This is a genomic window from Cupriavidus sp. GW823-FHT07B10, assembly GCF_058794355.1.
The window spans coordinates 110,637-124,846 of sequence record NZ_JBXAGS010000003.1; the positions used below are offsets into that span (position 1 = coordinate 110,637).

15 protein-coding genes are annotated in these 14,210 nt (G+C 69.0%); 3 read left to right on the top strand and 12 right to left on the bottom strand.

Translation table 11 applies throughout. From position 1 onward, the window contains the following. Nucleotides 1–8: 8 nt before the first annotated feature. From flgG to flgB, 6 genes are all read right to left on the bottom strand, one after another. The gene (gene flgG, locus AC1Q6V_RS08275) at nt 9–794 is read right to left on the bottom strand and encodes a flagellar basal-body rod protein FlgG (protein WP_010812663.1); all 786 of its coding nucleotides are present in this window, start codon (nt 792–794) and stop codon (nt 9–11) included. Between the two features lie 54 nt (nt 795–848). Beyond that, complete coding sequence (locus AC1Q6V_RS08280) at nt 849–1,592, bottom strand: flagellar basal body rod protein FlgF (RefSeq protein WP_010812664.1); 744 nt, start codon at nt 1,590–1,592, stop codon at nt 849–851. A gap of 26 nt (nt 1,593–1,618) precedes the next feature. Next, nucleotides 1,619–2,845: a flagellar hook protein FlgE gene (gene flgE, locus AC1Q6V_RS08285; RefSeq protein ID WP_010812665.1), complete on the bottom strand. Its 1,227-nt coding sequence runs from the start codon at nt 2,843–2,845 to the stop codon at nt 1,619–1,621. Nucleotides 2,846–2,910: 65 nt separating this feature from the next. After that, nucleotides 2,911–3,576, bottom strand: a complete 666-nt coding sequence (gene flgD, locus AC1Q6V_RS08290) for a flagellar hook assembly protein FlgD (RefSeq protein WP_010812666.1) — start codon at nt 3,574–3,576, stop codon at nt 2,911–2,913. A gap of 55 nt (nt 3,577–3,631) precedes the next feature. Further along, nucleotides 3,632–4,039, bottom strand: a complete 408-nt coding sequence (flgC, locus tag AC1Q6V_RS08295) for a flagellar basal body rod protein FlgC (RefSeq protein WP_010812667.1) — start codon at nt 4,037–4,039, stop codon at nt 3,632–3,634. Nucleotides 4,040–4,063: 24 nt separating this feature from the next. After that, entirely contained in the window at nt 4,064–4,471 is a 408-nt protein-coding gene (gene flgB / locus AC1Q6V_RS08300) for a flagellar basal body rod protein FlgB (RefSeq protein WP_010812668.1), read from the bottom strand. Between the two features lie 245 nt (nt 4,472–4,716). Here flgB and flgA point away from each other — a divergent pair, with 245 nt between their 5' ends. The 3 genes from flgA to AC1Q6V_RS08315 all read left to right on the top strand — a co-directional run bounded on the left by flgA (nt 4,717) and on the right by AC1Q6V_RS08315 (nt 6,445). Beyond that, nucleotides 4,717–5,508: a flagellar basal body P-ring formation chaperone FlgA gene (flgA, locus tag AC1Q6V_RS08305; protein WP_454751357.1), complete on the top strand. Its 792-nt coding sequence runs from the start codon at nt 4,717–4,719 to the stop codon at nt 5,506–5,508. A gap of 161 nt (nt 5,509–5,669) precedes the next feature. Next, nucleotides 5,670–5,978: a flagellar biosynthesis anti-sigma factor FlgM gene (gene flgM, locus AC1Q6V_RS08310; protein ID WP_010812670.1), complete on the top strand. Its 309-nt coding sequence runs from the start codon at nt 5,670–5,672 to the stop codon at nt 5,976–5,978. Nucleotides 5,979–5,983: 5 nt separating this feature from the next. Further along, entirely contained in the window at nt 5,984–6,445 is a 462-nt protein-coding gene (locus AC1Q6V_RS08315) for a flagellar protein FlgN (protein ID WP_439669617.1), read from the top strand. 68 nt (nt 6,446–6,513) lie between these two features. Here AC1Q6V_RS08315 and AC1Q6V_RS08320 read toward each other — a convergent pair whose 3' ends face one another. The 6 genes from AC1Q6V_RS08320 to flhB all read right to left on the bottom strand — a co-directional run bounded on the left by AC1Q6V_RS08320 (nt 6,514) and on the right by flhB (nt 14,132). Next, the gene (locus AC1Q6V_RS08320) at nt 6,514–6,951 is read right to left on the bottom strand and encodes a flagellar protein FlhE (RefSeq protein ID WP_010812672.1); all 438 of its coding nucleotides are present in this window, start codon (nt 6,949–6,951) and stop codon (nt 6,514–6,516) included. Then, nucleotides 6,951–7,667: an RNA polymerase sigma factor FliA gene (locus AC1Q6V_RS08325; protein WP_010812673.1), complete on the bottom strand. Its 717-nt coding sequence runs from the start codon at nt 7,665–7,667 to the stop codon at nt 6,951–6,953. The genes AC1Q6V_RS08320 and AC1Q6V_RS08325 overlap by 1 nt, the downstream gene beginning before the upstream one ends. 97 nt (nt 7,668–7,764) lie before the next feature. Then, nucleotides 7,765–8,559 carry a MinD/ParA family ATP-binding protein gene (locus tag AC1Q6V_RS08330; protein WP_454751381.1) on the bottom strand — a complete coding sequence of 265 codons (795 nt, stop codon included), beginning with the start codon at nt 8,557–8,559 and terminating at the stop codon, nt 7,765–7,767. An 11-nt stretch (nt 8,560–8,570) separates the two neighbouring features. Then, the gene (flhF, locus tag AC1Q6V_RS08335; protein ID WP_454751358.1) at nt 8,571–10,901 is read right to left on the bottom strand and encodes a flagellar biosynthesis GTPase FlhF; all 2,331 of its coding nucleotides are present in this window, start codon (nt 10,899–10,901) and stop codon (nt 8,571–8,573) included. Between the two features lie 10 nt (nt 10,902–10,911). Beyond that, nucleotides 10,912–12,993 carry a flagellar biosynthesis protein FlhA gene (gene flhA / locus AC1Q6V_RS08340; RefSeq protein ID WP_011616442.1) on the bottom strand — a complete coding sequence of 694 codons (2,082 nt, stop codon included), beginning with the start codon at nt 12,991–12,993 and terminating at the stop codon, nt 10,912–10,914. Further along, on the bottom strand, nt 12,990–14,132 hold the full coding sequence (gene flhB, locus AC1Q6V_RS08345) for a flagellar biosynthesis protein FlhB (protein ID WP_011616441.1): 1,143 nt from the start codon (nt 14,130–14,132) through the stop codon (nt 12,990–12,992). Before flhB ends, flhA begins: the two co-directional genes overlap by 4 nt. Nucleotides 14,133–14,210 lie beyond the last annotated feature (78 nt).

Sequence of the window (14,210 nt, forward strand, 5' to 3'; positions counted from 1 at the left end):
CACACCAGTCAACCCAGTTGCGACAGGCGCTGCAGCATCTGGTCGGATGCCTGCACGGCCTTGCTGTTGATCTCATACGCGCGCTGGGTCTGGATCATGCTGACCAGCTCTTCCACCACGTTCACGTTGGACGCTTCCACGTAGTTCTGCTGCACCACGCCAGCGCCGTTCAGGCCCGGCACGGTGGTGTTGGGCGCGCCCGAGGCATCGGTCTGCACGTACAGGTTCTCGCCCATGCTTTCCAGGCCGGCCGGGTTCATGAAAGTGGCCAGCTGCAGCTGCCCCACCTGCACGTTGGCGCTGGAGCCGGGCTGCGTCACCGACACGGTGCCATCGCGCGCAATGGTCATCGACAGCGTATTGGCCGGGATGGTGATGGCGGGCTGGATCACGAAGCCGCTGGAGGTCACCAGCTGGCCGTTCTGGTCCACCTGGAACGAGCCGTCGCGGGTGTAGGCGGTGGTGCCGTCGGGCAGCGCCACCTGGAAGAAGCCCTGGCCCAGGATGGCCACGTCCTTGGCATTGCCAGTCTGCTGCGGGTTGCCCTGGGTGTGGATGCGCTCGGTGGCCACGGGGCGCACGCCGGTGCCCAGCTGCATGCCCGACGGCAGCGTGGTCTGGTCCGACGACAGCGCGCCGGGCTGGCGGATGGTCTGGTACATCAGTTCCTCGAACACCGCGCGGCCGCGCTTGAAGCCGTTGGTCGACACGTTGGCCAGGTTGTTCGAGATCACGTCCATCTGCGTCTGCTGCGCATCGAGGCCGGTCTTGGCAATCCAGAGAGAGCGGATCATGGTGGTCCTTGCGTTGGTGCTGGCACGGTGCGCCGTGCCGGTCAGTCATTCAGGTCAGTTGGTCGAGAGCAGCTGGTTGGCGCGCTGCTCGTTGCCGTCGGCGCCCTGGATCATCTTCATCTGCATCTCGAAGCGGCGGGCATTGGCGATCATCTCGACCATGGCTTCGGTCGGGTTGACGTTGCTGCCTTCCAGCGCGCCCGAGATCACGCGCACGGTGGGATCGGCCTCCAGCGGCTGCGCGCCGGGACGCAGGCGGAACAGGCCGTCATCGCCGCGCGCGATGGCGTCGTTGGGCGGGTTGACCACGCGCAGCCGGCCCACCTGCGCCAGGCCGGCAGAGGCTTCGCCGGGGCCGCGCGCGGTGATGGTGCCGTCGGTGCCGATGGTCACCTGCGAGCCCGGCGGCACCGCCAGCGGACCGCCATCGCCCATCACCGGCAGGCCGGAGATGGTCTGCACCTGGCCGTCCTGCGCCACCTGCAGCGCGCCGGCGCGGGTGTAGGCCTCAGTGCCGTCCGGTGCCTGCACCACCAGCCAGCCATTGCCTTGCAGCGCCACATCCAGCGTGCGGCCGGTGTAGGTCAGCGGGCCGGCGCGCATGTCGGCACCGGGGGTCGAGGCCAGCGCAAACGCGCGCGTGCCCGCCTCCGGCCCCACCACCGGCACCGCGCGGTACAGGTTGACCTGCGCGCGGAAGGCCGGCGTGGAGACGTTGGCGAGGTTGTTCGATACCGCCGCTTGCTGGTCGAGTATCTGCTTGGCGCCCGACAGGGCGGTGTAGATCATGCGGTCCATGGCGGCGGCTCAGCTCAGCGTGGCGGTCACAGGTTGACCAGGGTCTGCATGACCGTGTCCTGCGCCTTGATGGTCTGCGCATTGGCCTGGTAGTTGCGCTGCGCAACGATCAGGTTGACCAGCTGGCCGGACAGGTCCACGTTGGAAGCTTCCACCGCATTGGAGCGCAGCGTGCCCATGCTGCCACCGGCCACGCCGACCAGCGCCTGGCCGGAGGCGCCGGTGGCCGACCACACGTTGTCGCCCTCCGGCTTCAGGCCTTCGACGTTGCCGAATGCGGCCATCACGATCTGGCCGAGCGGCTTGGTCTGCTCGTTGGAATAGTTGCCGGTGATGGTGCCGTCGCCATTGACCGAGAAGCCCAGCAGGCTGCCCGAGGTGTAGCCGTTCTGGCTGAGCTGCTTGACGTCGTTGTCGGCGCCGAACTGGGTGGTGCCGGTCAGGTCCAGCTTCATCGCCATAGCCTGCGCGCCATTGGCGGCCGGCTGGCTCAGGGTGATGGCGCCGGCCGCCGGCGATTGCAGTGCGCCGGCGTTGTCGAACGCGAGTGTGACCGGTGCGCCGCCGACGGCATTGCCGTTGACGTCGGTCACATACATGCGCCAGTCGGTGCCACCGGCGACGGTCGGGGCGCCCGCCGACTTGGCAAAGTACGCCATCAGCTGCTGCTTGTTGCCCAGCGAGTCATAGACGTTGATCGCCGTGCTGTAGTTAAACATATTGCTGGTCGGCGGCGAGCCGGCCGCGCTGGCGAAGGCCTGCGTCGGCACGGTGGCGCGCGAGTCAAGCTGGAACTTGGCGGTGATGTTGCTGGTAGCGCGGGGCTCCATCTGCGCGTTGCTGATCACCAGCGGCTGCGGCTGCACGCCCGCGCCGCCGGCCACGCCCGCCGGATAGCCGGTCACCTGCAGGCCCTGCATATTGGTGATGCGGCCGTCTTCCTGGCGCTGGAACTGGCCGTTGCGCGAGTAGTAGACCGCGCCTTCCGGGCTGGTCAGGCGGAAGAAGCCGTTGCCGTTGGTGATAGCCACATCCAGCGAGCGCCCTGAGGCTTCGATATTGCCCTGGTTGAACGACTGCACCACCGAGTTCACGCGCACGCCCAGGCCGATCTTGGTGCCTGCGTAGACATCGGCAAACTGCGCTGCCGATTGCTTGTAGCCAACCGTGTTGGCGTTGGCGATGTTGTTGCCAATCACGTCCAGATTGGACGCGGCGGCGTTCAGGCCGCTTACCCCTTGACCGAAACCCATGATTGCTTCCTTTTTGCTTGGTCGTTGAAGCCGGCCGGCGCCTGTGCGCTGCCGGCACCTGCGTTTCAGAGAATGCGGCGTACGTCGTCGACGTTCGCGGTCTGTCCGTCGCCCAGGTCCACCAGCACGCCGCTGGCGTCGCCGCTGATGCTCTGGACCTTGCCGTAGACCAGCGCCACCGGCTGCACCGAGGTGCCGTTGGCAGTGGCGGTCACCTTGAAGGTGTAGTCGCCGTCGGCCACGGCCGCGCCGGCGTTGTTCTTGCCGTCCCATGCGACGTTGTGCACGCCCGCGGTCTGCCCCTTCATGTCGATGGTGCGCACCACGTTGCCGTCCTTGTCGAGCACGTCGACGGTGACCGCATCCGCGGTCGACGGCAGGTCCAGGCCAAACTTGCCCGGCACGCCGCCTGCCACCGACACCTGCTTGCCCGGCACCATCACGGTATGGCCGATCAGCGCCGCGGAGTCCATGGCGCGGCTGGCGCTGACCTGCGACAGCAACTGCGACAGCGTCGCGTTCATGGTCTGCATGCCGCTGACCGTGCTGATCTGCGCCAGCTGCGAGGTCAGCTGCGCGTTGTCCATCGGGTTGAGCGGGTCCTGGTTGTTCATCTGCGTGACGAGCATGGTCAGGAAGTTGTTCTGCAGCTCGGACGCGCTGGCGCTGCCGCTCTTGAGGGCGTCGTTGATGCCCTGGGTGTTGCTGCCTACCGCGGAGGTGGTTGTCATGTCGGTTCGTTGTGTGCGTGCTGGTGGAGGCGTTGCCGATACAGGCCGAGGCTTGTCACTGGCCGATCGTCAGCGTCTTGAGCATCATGTTCTTGGCGGTATTGAGCACTTCCACGTTGGCCTGGTAGGAGCGCGAGGCCGAGATCATGTTGACCATCTCCTCCACCGGGTTGACGTTGGGCATCACCACGTAGCCCTGGGCATTGGCCATGGGGTGCGTGGGGTTGTGCACCATGCGCGGCGGCGACGGGTCTTCCGACACGCCTCGCACCTGCACGCCGCCGATGTCCGTCTGCCCCGGCGTGGGCGCCATGCCGAACACGACCTGCTTGGCGCGATAGGCCTGGCCGTCGGGGCTGACCACGCTGTCGGCGTTGGCCAGGTTGGAAGCGGTCACGTTCATGCGCTGCGACTGCGCGGCCATGGCCGAGCCCGCGACGTCGAAGATGTTCATTGCCGGCATGCGCTCTCTCCCTTACTGCTCGATCTATTGCTGGATCGCGGCCAGCATGGTCTTGATCTTTGAATTCATCACCGTCAGGCCGGACTCGAAGTGCACGGCGTTGTCGGCGAAGGCCACGCGCTCGGCATCCATTTCCACGGTGTTGCCGTCGACGCTGGACTGCAGCGGGATGCGGTAGGCCAGGTCGAATTCCTCGCGCCCCGGGGCCTGCGCGGGCAGATGGCGCACCGAGGTGGTGGACAGCGACATGCCCTCATTGCGATGGCCGCGTTCGACGCTTTGGGCCAGCGTGCTGGAGAAATCAAAATCGCGCGCCTTGTAGCCGGGCGTGTCCGCGTGCGCGATGTTGGAGGCAATCACCGACTGCCGCTGGTTGCGCAGGCTCAGCGCTTCCTGCTGGAAACGTAGTGCCGCGTCGAGTCTGTCAATCATCTGGCATCTCCCTGCTCACGTGAACGGAGCGAACGACCTTCTTCAGGGTTGCCATCTTAGGCGGCGACCTGTCACGCCAATCGGATGAATAAGGACGGGAAATCCATGCATTTCGGCCCGCCCTCGCGCGAGGGGCTGCCTACAATGGGACCCCGATGACAGATGTAAACGGGGCGCGCGGCCAGTCACGGGGCGGTGCGCCAGGCATGCCATGCATGCCGTGCCGTCCTTGCCGGGAAGTCCAGATGAAACAGAATTGCCGCACCGCCCGCAGCCTGGCGCAAGCCCTGCTGGCGGCCTGCCTGCTTGGCCCGGCCGCCGCCGGTGCCGCGCCGGCGCAGGTCATGCCCGTCGCCATGCAGGCGCCGGCCGCGCACGGCCAGCAGCAGGCTGCTTATGCAGGCAACCCCGCTGCCAGCCCCTTTGCCGAAGACCCCGCGCGCGTTGCCGTCGAACGCTTCCTGCTGCAGCAGACCGCCGGCCTGCCGGGCAAGGTCAGCGTGCAGGTGGCGCCGCCTTCGGGTGGCCGCGCGCCGGACTGCCTTGCGCCCGACCCGTTCCTGCCTGCCGGCACGTCGCCGTGGGGCCGCGTCTCCGTCGGCGTGCGCTGCGGCGGCGAGCGGCCCTGGGTGCGCTACATGCAGGCCCGCGTGTCGGTGCTGACCGATTACTACGTCGCCGCGCGCGCGCTGGGCCCGGGCGAGCCGGTCGGCCAGGCCGATATCGAAGTCCGCCAGGGCGACCTGGGCACGCTGCCGCGCGCGGTGATCACCGACCCGGCGCAGCTTGCCGGCGCGGTCACCGCCAACCGTATTGCCGCCGGCTCGCCGATACGCGCAGACCTGCTGCGCAAGGCCATCGCCGTGCGCCAGGGCCAGACCGTCACCGTGGCCGTGGAAGGCGATGCCTTCCAGATCACCAGCGAAGGCAAGGTGCTGGCCGATGCCGCCACCGGCAACACCGTGCAGGTGCGCCTGCGCAGCGGCCAGGTGGTCAACGGGCTGGTGCGCAGCGGCGACACCGTGGTGCTGCAGTAGCCCGCCGAAAGTGCCTTGATCGTGGCCAAAAGACTGGAAACCCGTGGCGGGCGGCATGCGAAAATGCCGCCGACATCGCTGCGCGGCGAAATCGGGGCGAGCGCCCTAAAGAATTCGCCGGCGCAACCGTAATGCCATAGGAAACCAGCAAGGAACGCCCCGTGAAGATCAACCACACCGCCTCGTCCCGGCCCGCCGACGCCCCCGCGGACGCTGCCGCCGCCCGGCCCCAGGCCGCGCCGGCCAGCGCCGCGGCGCCGTCCGCCGGCCTGAGCGTCAGCCCGCTGGCCGCCCAGGTGCGCGACATCAGCGCCCGCCTGACGCAGCCCACGGACGACGATATCGACACCGCCAAGGTCGAAGAGATCCGCCAGGCCATCGCCGAGGGCCGGATCAGGATCGACCCGGGCAAGATTGCCGACGGCCTGCTCGCGACCCTGCGCGAGCTTGGCCAGGCCGAACCCCGCTAGCCCAAATGAACCAGAGCCTGATCCAGTCCCTGCAGCGCGAAACCGAAGGCATCCAGGCCTTCGGCCAACTCCTCGCCGAAGAGCGCGACGCCCTCAAGCGGGGCGACTTCCAGTCCCTGAGCGGACTGCTGACGCGCAAGGTTGAACTGGGCCAGGCCCTGTCCCGCCAGCTCAAGGCCCGCGAAGCCCAGATGGGCGCGCTTGGCCTGCGCGCCGGCCCCGAAGGCCAGCTGCTCGGCCGCCAGGTCGACCCGGCCGTGGCCGACGCCTGGCGCCAGCTGATCTTCGCCGCGCGCACCGCGCGCGACGGCAACGCCCTGAACGGCGCCGTCGTCAACGCCCACCTCGACTTCACCCGCGAAGCCATCCAGGCGCTGCGCCAGCATGGCGGCGGGGATGCGGGGTTGTATGGGAAGGATGGGAAGGCGGCTGCCGGGGCTGGTGGGGTGAGTCTGGCGGCGGGTTGAGGCGATCGCCAGATGTTCCGTTCTTTCGTCACTTATTCAGAAGTGACGAAAGAACGGAACATTCACTCCTACCTAAACCCCACCACCACCTCATTGCTGCGCCCCTGCAGCACCGGCACCAGGCTGCCCTGCCCCGGCACCCGGAACGCAAACACAAAGCCCTTGGTGGCATCATCCCCGAAGAACGCATCGGTCTTGCCTTCCGCCTGCGGCAGCAGCACGCAGCGCTGGGCATTGCAGAGATAGGCTTGCAGTTCCAGCGGTGGGGTCTTGGCGAAGCTGTAGCGCCAGCGCACCGACGTGATGACCCCTTCTGACTGCGGCAAGACGCCGGTGGGCAGGATCGGCGGCGACACCGCGCGCTGTCCGCGGCCGTGGAGTGCCGGCCCGTTGACCGATCCGGTCCAGGCGTGGCGGGTGCCGCCCTCGATGGCGGCCCAGGCGCAGGCCGATGCGGCAGCCAGCAGCCAGCAAGCGCCGCGCGCGGCGCGGCCCAGCGCCTGCATCACAGCAAGCCGCGCAGCTGGTTGCGCAGCCGCGTGATCGCCTGGCCGCGGATCTGGCACACGCGCGACTCGGTCACATCGAGCACCGCGCCGATCTCGCGCAGGTTCAGCTCCTGGTCATAGCACAGCGACAGCACCAGCTTCTCGCGCTCCGGCAGCCGGTCGATGGCGCGGATCAGCGCCTCGCGCATGCCGCTTTCCATCAGCACGGTCAGCGGGTTGCCGTCATCGCTGCCGCCAAGGTGCCGGTCCAGGAAGTCTTCTTCGCCGGAGCGCTCGAAATCCTCGTAGTGCAGCAGCTGGCAGCCATAGACCTCATTGAGCAGCAGCTGGTATTCGTCCAGCGCCATCTCCATGGCCTCGGCCACTTCGGAGTCGAGCGGCGCGCGCCCGAGCTTCTGCTCCAGCCCGCGCTGCGTGCGCTCGATGCGCCGGGTGAACTGGCGCAGGCTGCGCGACTGCCAGTCGTTGGCGCGCACCTCGTCAAGCATGGCGCCGCGGATGCGCTGGCTGGCGTAGGTCTCGAAGCGCGCGCCGTGGGTGTCTTCATAACGCTTGGCGGCATCCAGCAGGCCGATCATGCCGGCCTGGATCAGGTCGTCGATCTGCACGCTGGCAGGCAGCCTGGCGGCCAGTTGCAGGGCGATGCGGCGCACCAGCTGTGCATGCGCCTTGACCACATCGGCCTGTTCGAGCTTTCCCTGGATCGTGTACATGGTGCAATTCTCGTGAATGCTGGATTGCTGGACCGCCGCAACGTGCGGCGGGGGCTGGCTCAGGGTCTGGTTCGGTTGGATGGCATGGCTGGCAGGCTCAGGCCATTGCGGCTGCGGGCGCGGGCGCGGACGTGTCCGCGCGCAGCGGCCAGGCACCGATGCTGCCGGCGGTGCGGCGCAGCGCGGTGGTGGCCGGCGCCGCCGGAAACGCCTCGACCACGCAGCGCCCCAGTTGCACGCCGCGCGCCACCAGCGGGTCGGATGGCAGCCAGCCCGCGCACAACGCCTCAACGCCCAGGTACTGGCTGGCCGTGCGCGCGAGGTTGCGCAGGATCGCCTGCACCGTGGCCTCGCTCGCCGCCATGTTGACGATCAGGTGGAACTGGCGCCAGGCATACAGGTGGTGCAGGCGCTTGATACACGCGTAGGCGGCGGTGATCGACGCCAGTTCAGGCCGCATCACGATCAGCACGTTGTGCGCGCCGCCCGCGAGCGGCGACAGCGCGCCGTCGGCATCGACGCCGGCATCCACCAGCACGCTGCGAAAGCCGCTCGCGGCAGCAGCCGGCAAGGCGCAGCCCGGCACAGGCCGGCCAGCCGGCAGCACCGCCAGCACGCCACCGGGACCGGTGCCTGCAGCAGCTTCCAGCGACAGGCGGCCTGCGCTGACATCGGCCAGGGTGCCGGCGGGCCTGGCGCCGGACAGCCGCGTGGCGCACGCCGCGGCGGCGTCTTCGTCGACCAGCAGCACGCGTTCGCCCTGCATGGCCAGCGCGTGCGACAAGCCCAGCGCCACGGTGGTGGCGCCGGCACCGCGTTCGCTGGCGACCACGGCGATACGGCGCGTCGTGCGCGGCGCCAGCATCCGGCGCAGGCTCTCGGCCTGGTCCATGGCGAGGGCGCTCACTGCAACACCTCCATCGCTTCAGCGGGCACGGCGGTGCCGCGGCCCGGATAGTTTTCCAGCACGTCGAGCAATGCCAGCATGCGGCCCATGCCTTCATTGAGCACCGTGCCCGGCACCGGCACGCCCTGGCGCACCGTGCGGCCAGCCAGGCGCGCGAGGAAGGCGGGCGCGGCCGCGGTCGGCGCGTGTTCCAGGCGCAGCACCGACAGGCCCAGCTGCAGTGCGGCCAGCGCGGCGCCGGCGGCGTGGCCGCTTTCGGCGTCCTGGGCGAAGTGGTCGATGGCGTGGCGCAGCGTGCGCAGGCGCGCATCAGCTGCGTCGGTCCACAAGGCCCAGCGCGCCACCTGCGCGGCATCTTGCGCCAGCGCCGGGTCGCACAGCAGGTAACGGGTATCCAGCAGTTCGCCGGTGGCGCGGTCGGCCAGGCGGGCCACCACCAGGCAGGCATCGATGCCGCCTTCGGGCGTGCCCTTGCCGCGCACCGGGCTGTCCGGCACGCGCACTTCGGCGCTGGCCAGCCAGCGCACGGCTTCACGCTCGCGCACAGTGTCCTCGCCCACGGCGTGGAAGGTCAGCGTGTCGGCCAGCGCATCGAGCTTCCAGGCGGCGCCGGCGCTGACCACGCGCGCGGTCTTGCGCGCGCTGGCCACCCAGCGCTCGCCGGCCTGCTGCCAGCGTGCCAGCGTGGCGGCGGTCGGTACGGCATCGATCAGGTTGACCACCTTGCGCGCGGCGCTCATGGCGGCGCGCAGGCTGGCGGCATCGGACTCGGCCTCGCCCAACGGCTGGCCGGCACGGCCGGTCGGGGTCACGGTGGCGGCCAGCGGCATGCCGTCGCGGTCGGCGAGCCACAGCGTGTGCTGCATCGGCTGCGGCGTGCGGCGGCCGGGCACGGCCACTTGCAGCGTGGCGGCACTGGCCAGCACGTACTGCTCGCACTGGCGGGTCACGTCGCGGCAGACCGCTTCGCGCACCTGCTGCGACATCGCGCGCAGGGCCGGGGCGCCGGCGCTGCGCTGTTGCCACAGCGAGCGCGCCAGGTCCAGACCCAGGCCCGCGCCATTGAGTTCCGCCACGCACTGGCTCAGCGCGTCGGCGCTGTCGGTCAGCGAGCGCAGCACCTCGTCGGCACCGCCACGCGCGGGGGCCTCGTCATCGGTGCCGGCGCTGCGCCGGCGTGCGGCGTCCGCATCGGCAAATACCGAACCGCGGCGCGGCGTCAGGAAGGCGCGCTCCACCAGCGCGGTGCTGTTGGCCAGCTCAAGGTGCTCGGGCACGCGCTGGCCGGTGGAGGCGTAGAACACCGGCAGGCGGTGGCGGATCACCACGTCCAGCACCGAGCCCAGGTGGGTGGCCTCATCCAGCTTGCTGATGATGCAGCCGTCGATGCCGCCCCCATCCGGCGCGGCGTCATGACGGTAGGCATGCACCACTTCATTGAGGGTATCGCCGTGGCTGGCGCCGTTGAGCAGCAGCACGCGCTGCACCGGCGCCGGCACGCCGGCCAGCATCGCGATCTGTTCCGACAGGCTGCGGTCGCGCTGGCTCATGCCGACGGTGTCGATGATCACCAGGTGCTTGTCCTTCATCGCCGCCAGCGCGAAGCGCAGGTCGGCGGCATCCTTTACCGCATGCACCGGCACGCCCAGGATGTCGCCGTAGATGCGCAGCTGTTCGTGCGCGCCGATACGGAAGCTGTCGGTGGTCAGCAGCGCCAGCTTGTCGGCGCCGTGGCGCAGCACGAAGCGCGCCGCCAGCTTGGCCGTGGTGGTGGTCTTGCCTACGCCGGTGGGACCCACCAGCGCCAGCACGCCGCCTTGCGCGAACAGGCTGTCCTCATCGCCCAGCACCGGCAGCTTGCTGGCCAGTTCGGTGCGGATCCAGCCCATGGCCGCGGGGCGGTCGTAGCCCAGCGGCAGCCGCGCCAGCAGCGTGCGCGCCAGCTGCCCGGAGAAGCCGGCGCCGACCATCCATTCAAACAGGGATTCGCGCAGCGGGTCGCTGGCGGCCACGCCGTGCGCTGCCGCGCTTGGAACCGCGCTTTGGGCAGGGCTGATCCCGGCCAGCTGGCGCTCCAGCATTGCGCGCATCGATTGCAGCTCACCGCGCAGGTCGCCGATGGCGGTGGGCTCGGCCACCGGCGCGGGCGGCACGTAGACCTGCGCCGTGGCCTGCACGCTGCCCAGATCCGCATCGCGCATGGCGACGATCTCCACGCCGCCCTCGACGGTGCGGTTGGACAGCACCACGGCGTCCGGGCCCATGGCTTCGCGCACCTGGCGCATGGCTTCGCGGCCGTTGGCCGCGACAAACTTGGCTACGCTCATCTATGACTCCTCACGCGCCGATCATGGCGGTGATGCGGATATTGCGGTTGTCCGGCACCTCGGCATGCGACAGCACCCTCAGCTGCGGCATGGTGCGCCGCAGGAAGCGCGCCATCAGCGGGCGCAGCTGCGACGGCACCAGCAGCACCGGGTCCATGCCCAGCTGCTCCTGGCGCGTGACCGCGCCCTGGGTCTGCTGCAGCAACGCATCGGCCAGGCCCGGCTCGATCCCGCCGCCATTGGTCAGCGCCTGCGACAGCACGCGCTCCAGGCCGGCATCCAGGCCGATCACCTGCAGGTCGGCGTTGTTCGGGAACAGCTGCTGCGTGATCGCGCGGCCCAGCGCCACGCGCACCATCGCGGTCAGCTCGTTCGGGTCGCTGATCTTGGGCGCATGCTCGGCCACCACATCCAGGATGGTGCGCATGTCGCGGATGGGAACGCCTTCGTCCAGCAGGTTCTGCAGGATCTTCTGCAGCGCGGTCAGCGAAATGGCCTTCGGCACCAGGTCTTCGGTCAGCTTGGGCGAGTCCTTGGCGATGCGGTCCAGCAGCGCCTGCACTTCCTGGCGGCCCAGCAGCTCGGCGGCGTGCATGTGGATCAGGTGGTTCAGGTGCGTGGCCACCACGGTGCTGGCATCGACCACGGTATAGCCGTAGGACTGCGCCTGCTCCTTGATGCCCGCGTCGATCCATACCGCCGGCAGGCCGAAGGCGGGATCGCGCGTGGCCGCGCCAGGCAGCGTGCCGCTGACCTGCCCGGGGTTGATCGCCATCCACTGCCCCGGCATGGCTTCGCCGCGGCCGATCTCCACGCCCTTGAGCGTGATGCGGTAGGCGTTGGGCTTGAGCTCCAGGTTGTCGCGGATATGCACCACCGGCACCAGGAAACCGATCTCCTGCGCCACCTTCTTGCGGATGCTCTTGATGCGGCCCAGCAGCTCGCCGTCCTGCGCGCGGTCCACCAGCGTGATCAGGCGGTAGCCCACTTCCATGCCGAGGGGGTCGACCAGCGTGACGTCGTCCCAGCTCGCTTCAGTGGATTCCTGCGCCACCGCCGGGGTGCGCTCCTCGCGCTGCTTGACCTGCTCCTGCGTGGCGGCGCGGCGCGACATATAACGGCCCATCCACACCAGCGCGCCCGCCAGCAGCAGGAAGGCAAAATGCGGCATGCCCGGGATGATGCCCATCAGGCCGATGATGCCCGCGGTCAGGTACAGCACGCGCGGGTTGGCAAAGAGCTGGCCGGTGAGCTGCTCGCCCACGTCCTGCTCGTTCGACACGCGCGACACGATCACGCCGGCGGCGGTGGAGATCACCAGTGCCGGGATCTGCGCCACCAGGCCGTCGCCGATGGTCAGCAGCGTGTAGTTGTGCACGGCGGTGCCGAAGTCCAGGTCGTGCTGCACCATGCCCACCACCATGCCGGCGGCGACGTTGATGAACATGATCAGCAGGCCCGCCACGGCATCGCCGCGCACGAACTTGCTGGCGCCGTCCATGGCGCCGTAGAAGTCGGATTCCTGCGCCACTTCGGCGCGGCGCTTCTTGGCGGCGGCCTCGTCGATCAGGCCGGCGTTCAGGTCGGCATCGATCGACATCTGCTTGCCGGGCATCGAATCCAGCATGAAGCGCGCGCCGACTTCGGCGATACGCCCGGCACCCTTGGTGATCACCATGAAGTTGATCACCACCAGGATCGCGAACACCACGATGCCGACCGCGAAGTTGCCCCCTACCAGGAAGTGGCCGAAGGCCTCCACCACCTTGCCCGCGGCGTCCGGGCCGGTATGGCCTTCGAGCAGCACCACGCGCGTGGAGGCCACGTTCAGCGACAGGCGCAGCAGCGTGGTGAACAGCAGCACCGCCGGGAAGGCGGCAAAGTCCAGCGGCTTCTGCGTGTACATGCTGACCAGCAGCACCATGATCGCCAGCGCGATATTGAAGGTGAACAGCAGGTCCAGCACGAAGGCCGGCAGCGGCAGGATCATCATCCCCAGGATCATGATGATCAGCAGCGGCCCGGTCATGGCCTTGAGCTGGCCGGCGGAGCGCAGGCCGGGCAGGTTGAACAGGTTGCTCAGAGCGTTCATTCGCGCATTTCCGGTACGGCGAGTTCATCGGGCACCGGGAGGTCCGCGGGTGCCTGCGGCTGCGGGCCCTGCGAGTAATGCCAGTGCTTCAGTTGATAGACCCAGGCCAGCACTTCGGCCACGGCGGTATACAGTCCGGCGGGGATTTCCTGGCCCAGCTCCACGTGGCGGTGCAGCGCACGCGCCAGCGGCGGGGCCGACATCAGCGGCACGCGGTGCTCTGCAGCCAGCTCGCGGATGCGGGCGGCAATATCGCCGGTGCCCTTGGCCACCACGCGCGGCGCGCCCATGCGCCCCTCCTCATAGCGCAGCGCCACGGCAAAGTGGGTGGGGTTGGTCACCACCACGTCGGCCTTGGGCACCTCGGTCATCATGCGGCGGCGCGCCATGGCGCGCTGCTGCTGGCGGATGCGGCCCTTGATATGCGGGTCGCCCTCGCTTTCCTTGAATTCCTGCTTGACCTCTTCCTTGGTCATGCGCAGCTTCTTGAAGAACTCCCAGTACTGCCACGGCACGTCGATGGCCGCCACCACCAGCAGCGACAGCGACACCACCAGGCAGCAATACATGACCAGGTCGACCATGTGCAGCAGCGCTTCCTGCACCGGCGCATTCATCAGCGCGATGGCCTCGGGCAGGCGCCGCCACAGCACCCAGGCGCCCACGCTGCCCACCAGCAGCGACTTGGCCACGGCCTTGAGCAGCTCCACCAGCGAATGCGCGGAGAACATCCGGCCCAGCCCCGCCAGCGGCGACAGGCGCGAGAACTGCGGCGCGAAGGACTTGCCCGAGAACACCCAGCCCCCCAGCAGCAACGGCGCCGCCAGCGCGGCAACGCCGAACAGGAACAGCAGCGGCAGGAAGGCCAGCAGGCTGTCCCACACCATCATGGCAAAGCGCGACAGCATGCGCGAGGTATCGAACGCCGTTGCCGGCTCGAAGCGCAGCGCCCCCTGCATCACCTGGTTCAGGCTGCGGCCCAGATGGCCGCCCAGCGTCCACAGGCCGGTCACGCCGGCGATCAGCATGACGAACGTGGCGAGCTCGCGCGAACGCACTACCTGCCCCTCCTCGCGCGCCTTTTCCAGGCGCCGGGGTGAGGCGGGTTCGGTTTTCTCGAGGTCGCTTTCTTCGGACATCCATGCTCCGTGCGAAGCGGCAGGCCGCTATTCGTCAGCAGGGATTATCGAAGCGTGGGGGGCTTCCCATTCGCGCGA

What these genes read in the sequence shown, in the direction of transcription:
- flgG (WP_010812663.1), bottom strand. Translation starts at nt 794, where the DNA reads ATGATCCGCTCTCTCTGGATTGCCAAGACCGGCCTCGATGCGCAGCAG.
- AC1Q6V_RS08280 (WP_010812664.1), bottom strand. Translation starts at nt 1,592, where the DNA reads ATGGACCGCATGATCTACACCGCCCTGTCGGGCGCCAAGCAGATACTC.
- flgE (WP_010812665.1), bottom strand. Translation starts at nt 2,845, where the DNA reads ATGGGTTTCGGTCAAGGGGTAAGCGGCCTGAACGCCGCCGCGTCCAAT.
- flgD (WP_010812666.1), bottom strand. Translation starts at nt 3,576, where the DNA reads ATGACAACCACCTCCGCGGTAGGCAGCAACACCCAGGGCATCAACGAC.
- flgC (WP_010812667.1), bottom strand. Translation starts at nt 4,039, where the DNA reads ATGCCGGCAATGAACATCTTCGACGTCGCGGGCTCGGCCATGGCCGCG.
- flgB (WP_010812668.1), bottom strand. Translation starts at nt 4,471, where the DNA reads ATGATTGACAGACTCGACGCGGCACTACGTTTCCAGCAGGAAGCGCTG.
- flgA (WP_454751357.1), top strand. Translation starts at nt 4,717, where the DNA reads ATGAAACAGAATTGCCGCACCGCCCGCAGCCTGGCGCAAGCCCTGCTG.
- AC1Q6V_RS08315 (WP_439669617.1), top strand. Translation starts at nt 5,984, where the DNA reads ATGAACCAGAGCCTGATCCAGTCCCTGCAGCGCGAAACCGAAGGCATC.
- AC1Q6V_RS08320 (WP_010812672.1), bottom strand. Translation starts at nt 6,951, where the DNA reads ATGCAGGCGCTGGGCCGCGCCGCGCGCGGCGCTTGCTGGCTGCTGGCT.
- AC1Q6V_RS08325 (WP_010812673.1), bottom strand. Translation starts at nt 7,667, where the DNA reads ATGTACACGATCCAGGGAAAGCTCGAACAGGCCGATGTGGTCAAGGCG.
- AC1Q6V_RS08330 (WP_454751381.1), bottom strand. Translation starts at nt 8,559, where the DNA reads ATGGACCAGGCCGAGAGCCTGCGCCGGATGCTGGCGCCGCGCACGACG.
- flhF (WP_454751358.1), bottom strand. Translation starts at nt 10,901, where the DNA reads ATGAGCGTAGCCAAGTTTGTCGCGGCCAACGGCCGCGAAGCCATGCGC.
- flhA (WP_011616442.1), bottom strand. Translation starts at nt 12,993, where the DNA reads ATGAACGCTCTGAGCAACCTGTTCAACCTGCCCGGCCTGCGCTCCGCC.
- flhB (WP_011616441.1), bottom strand. Translation starts at nt 14,132, where the DNA reads ATGTCCGAAGAAAGCGACCTCGAGAAAACCGAACCCGCCTCACCCCGG.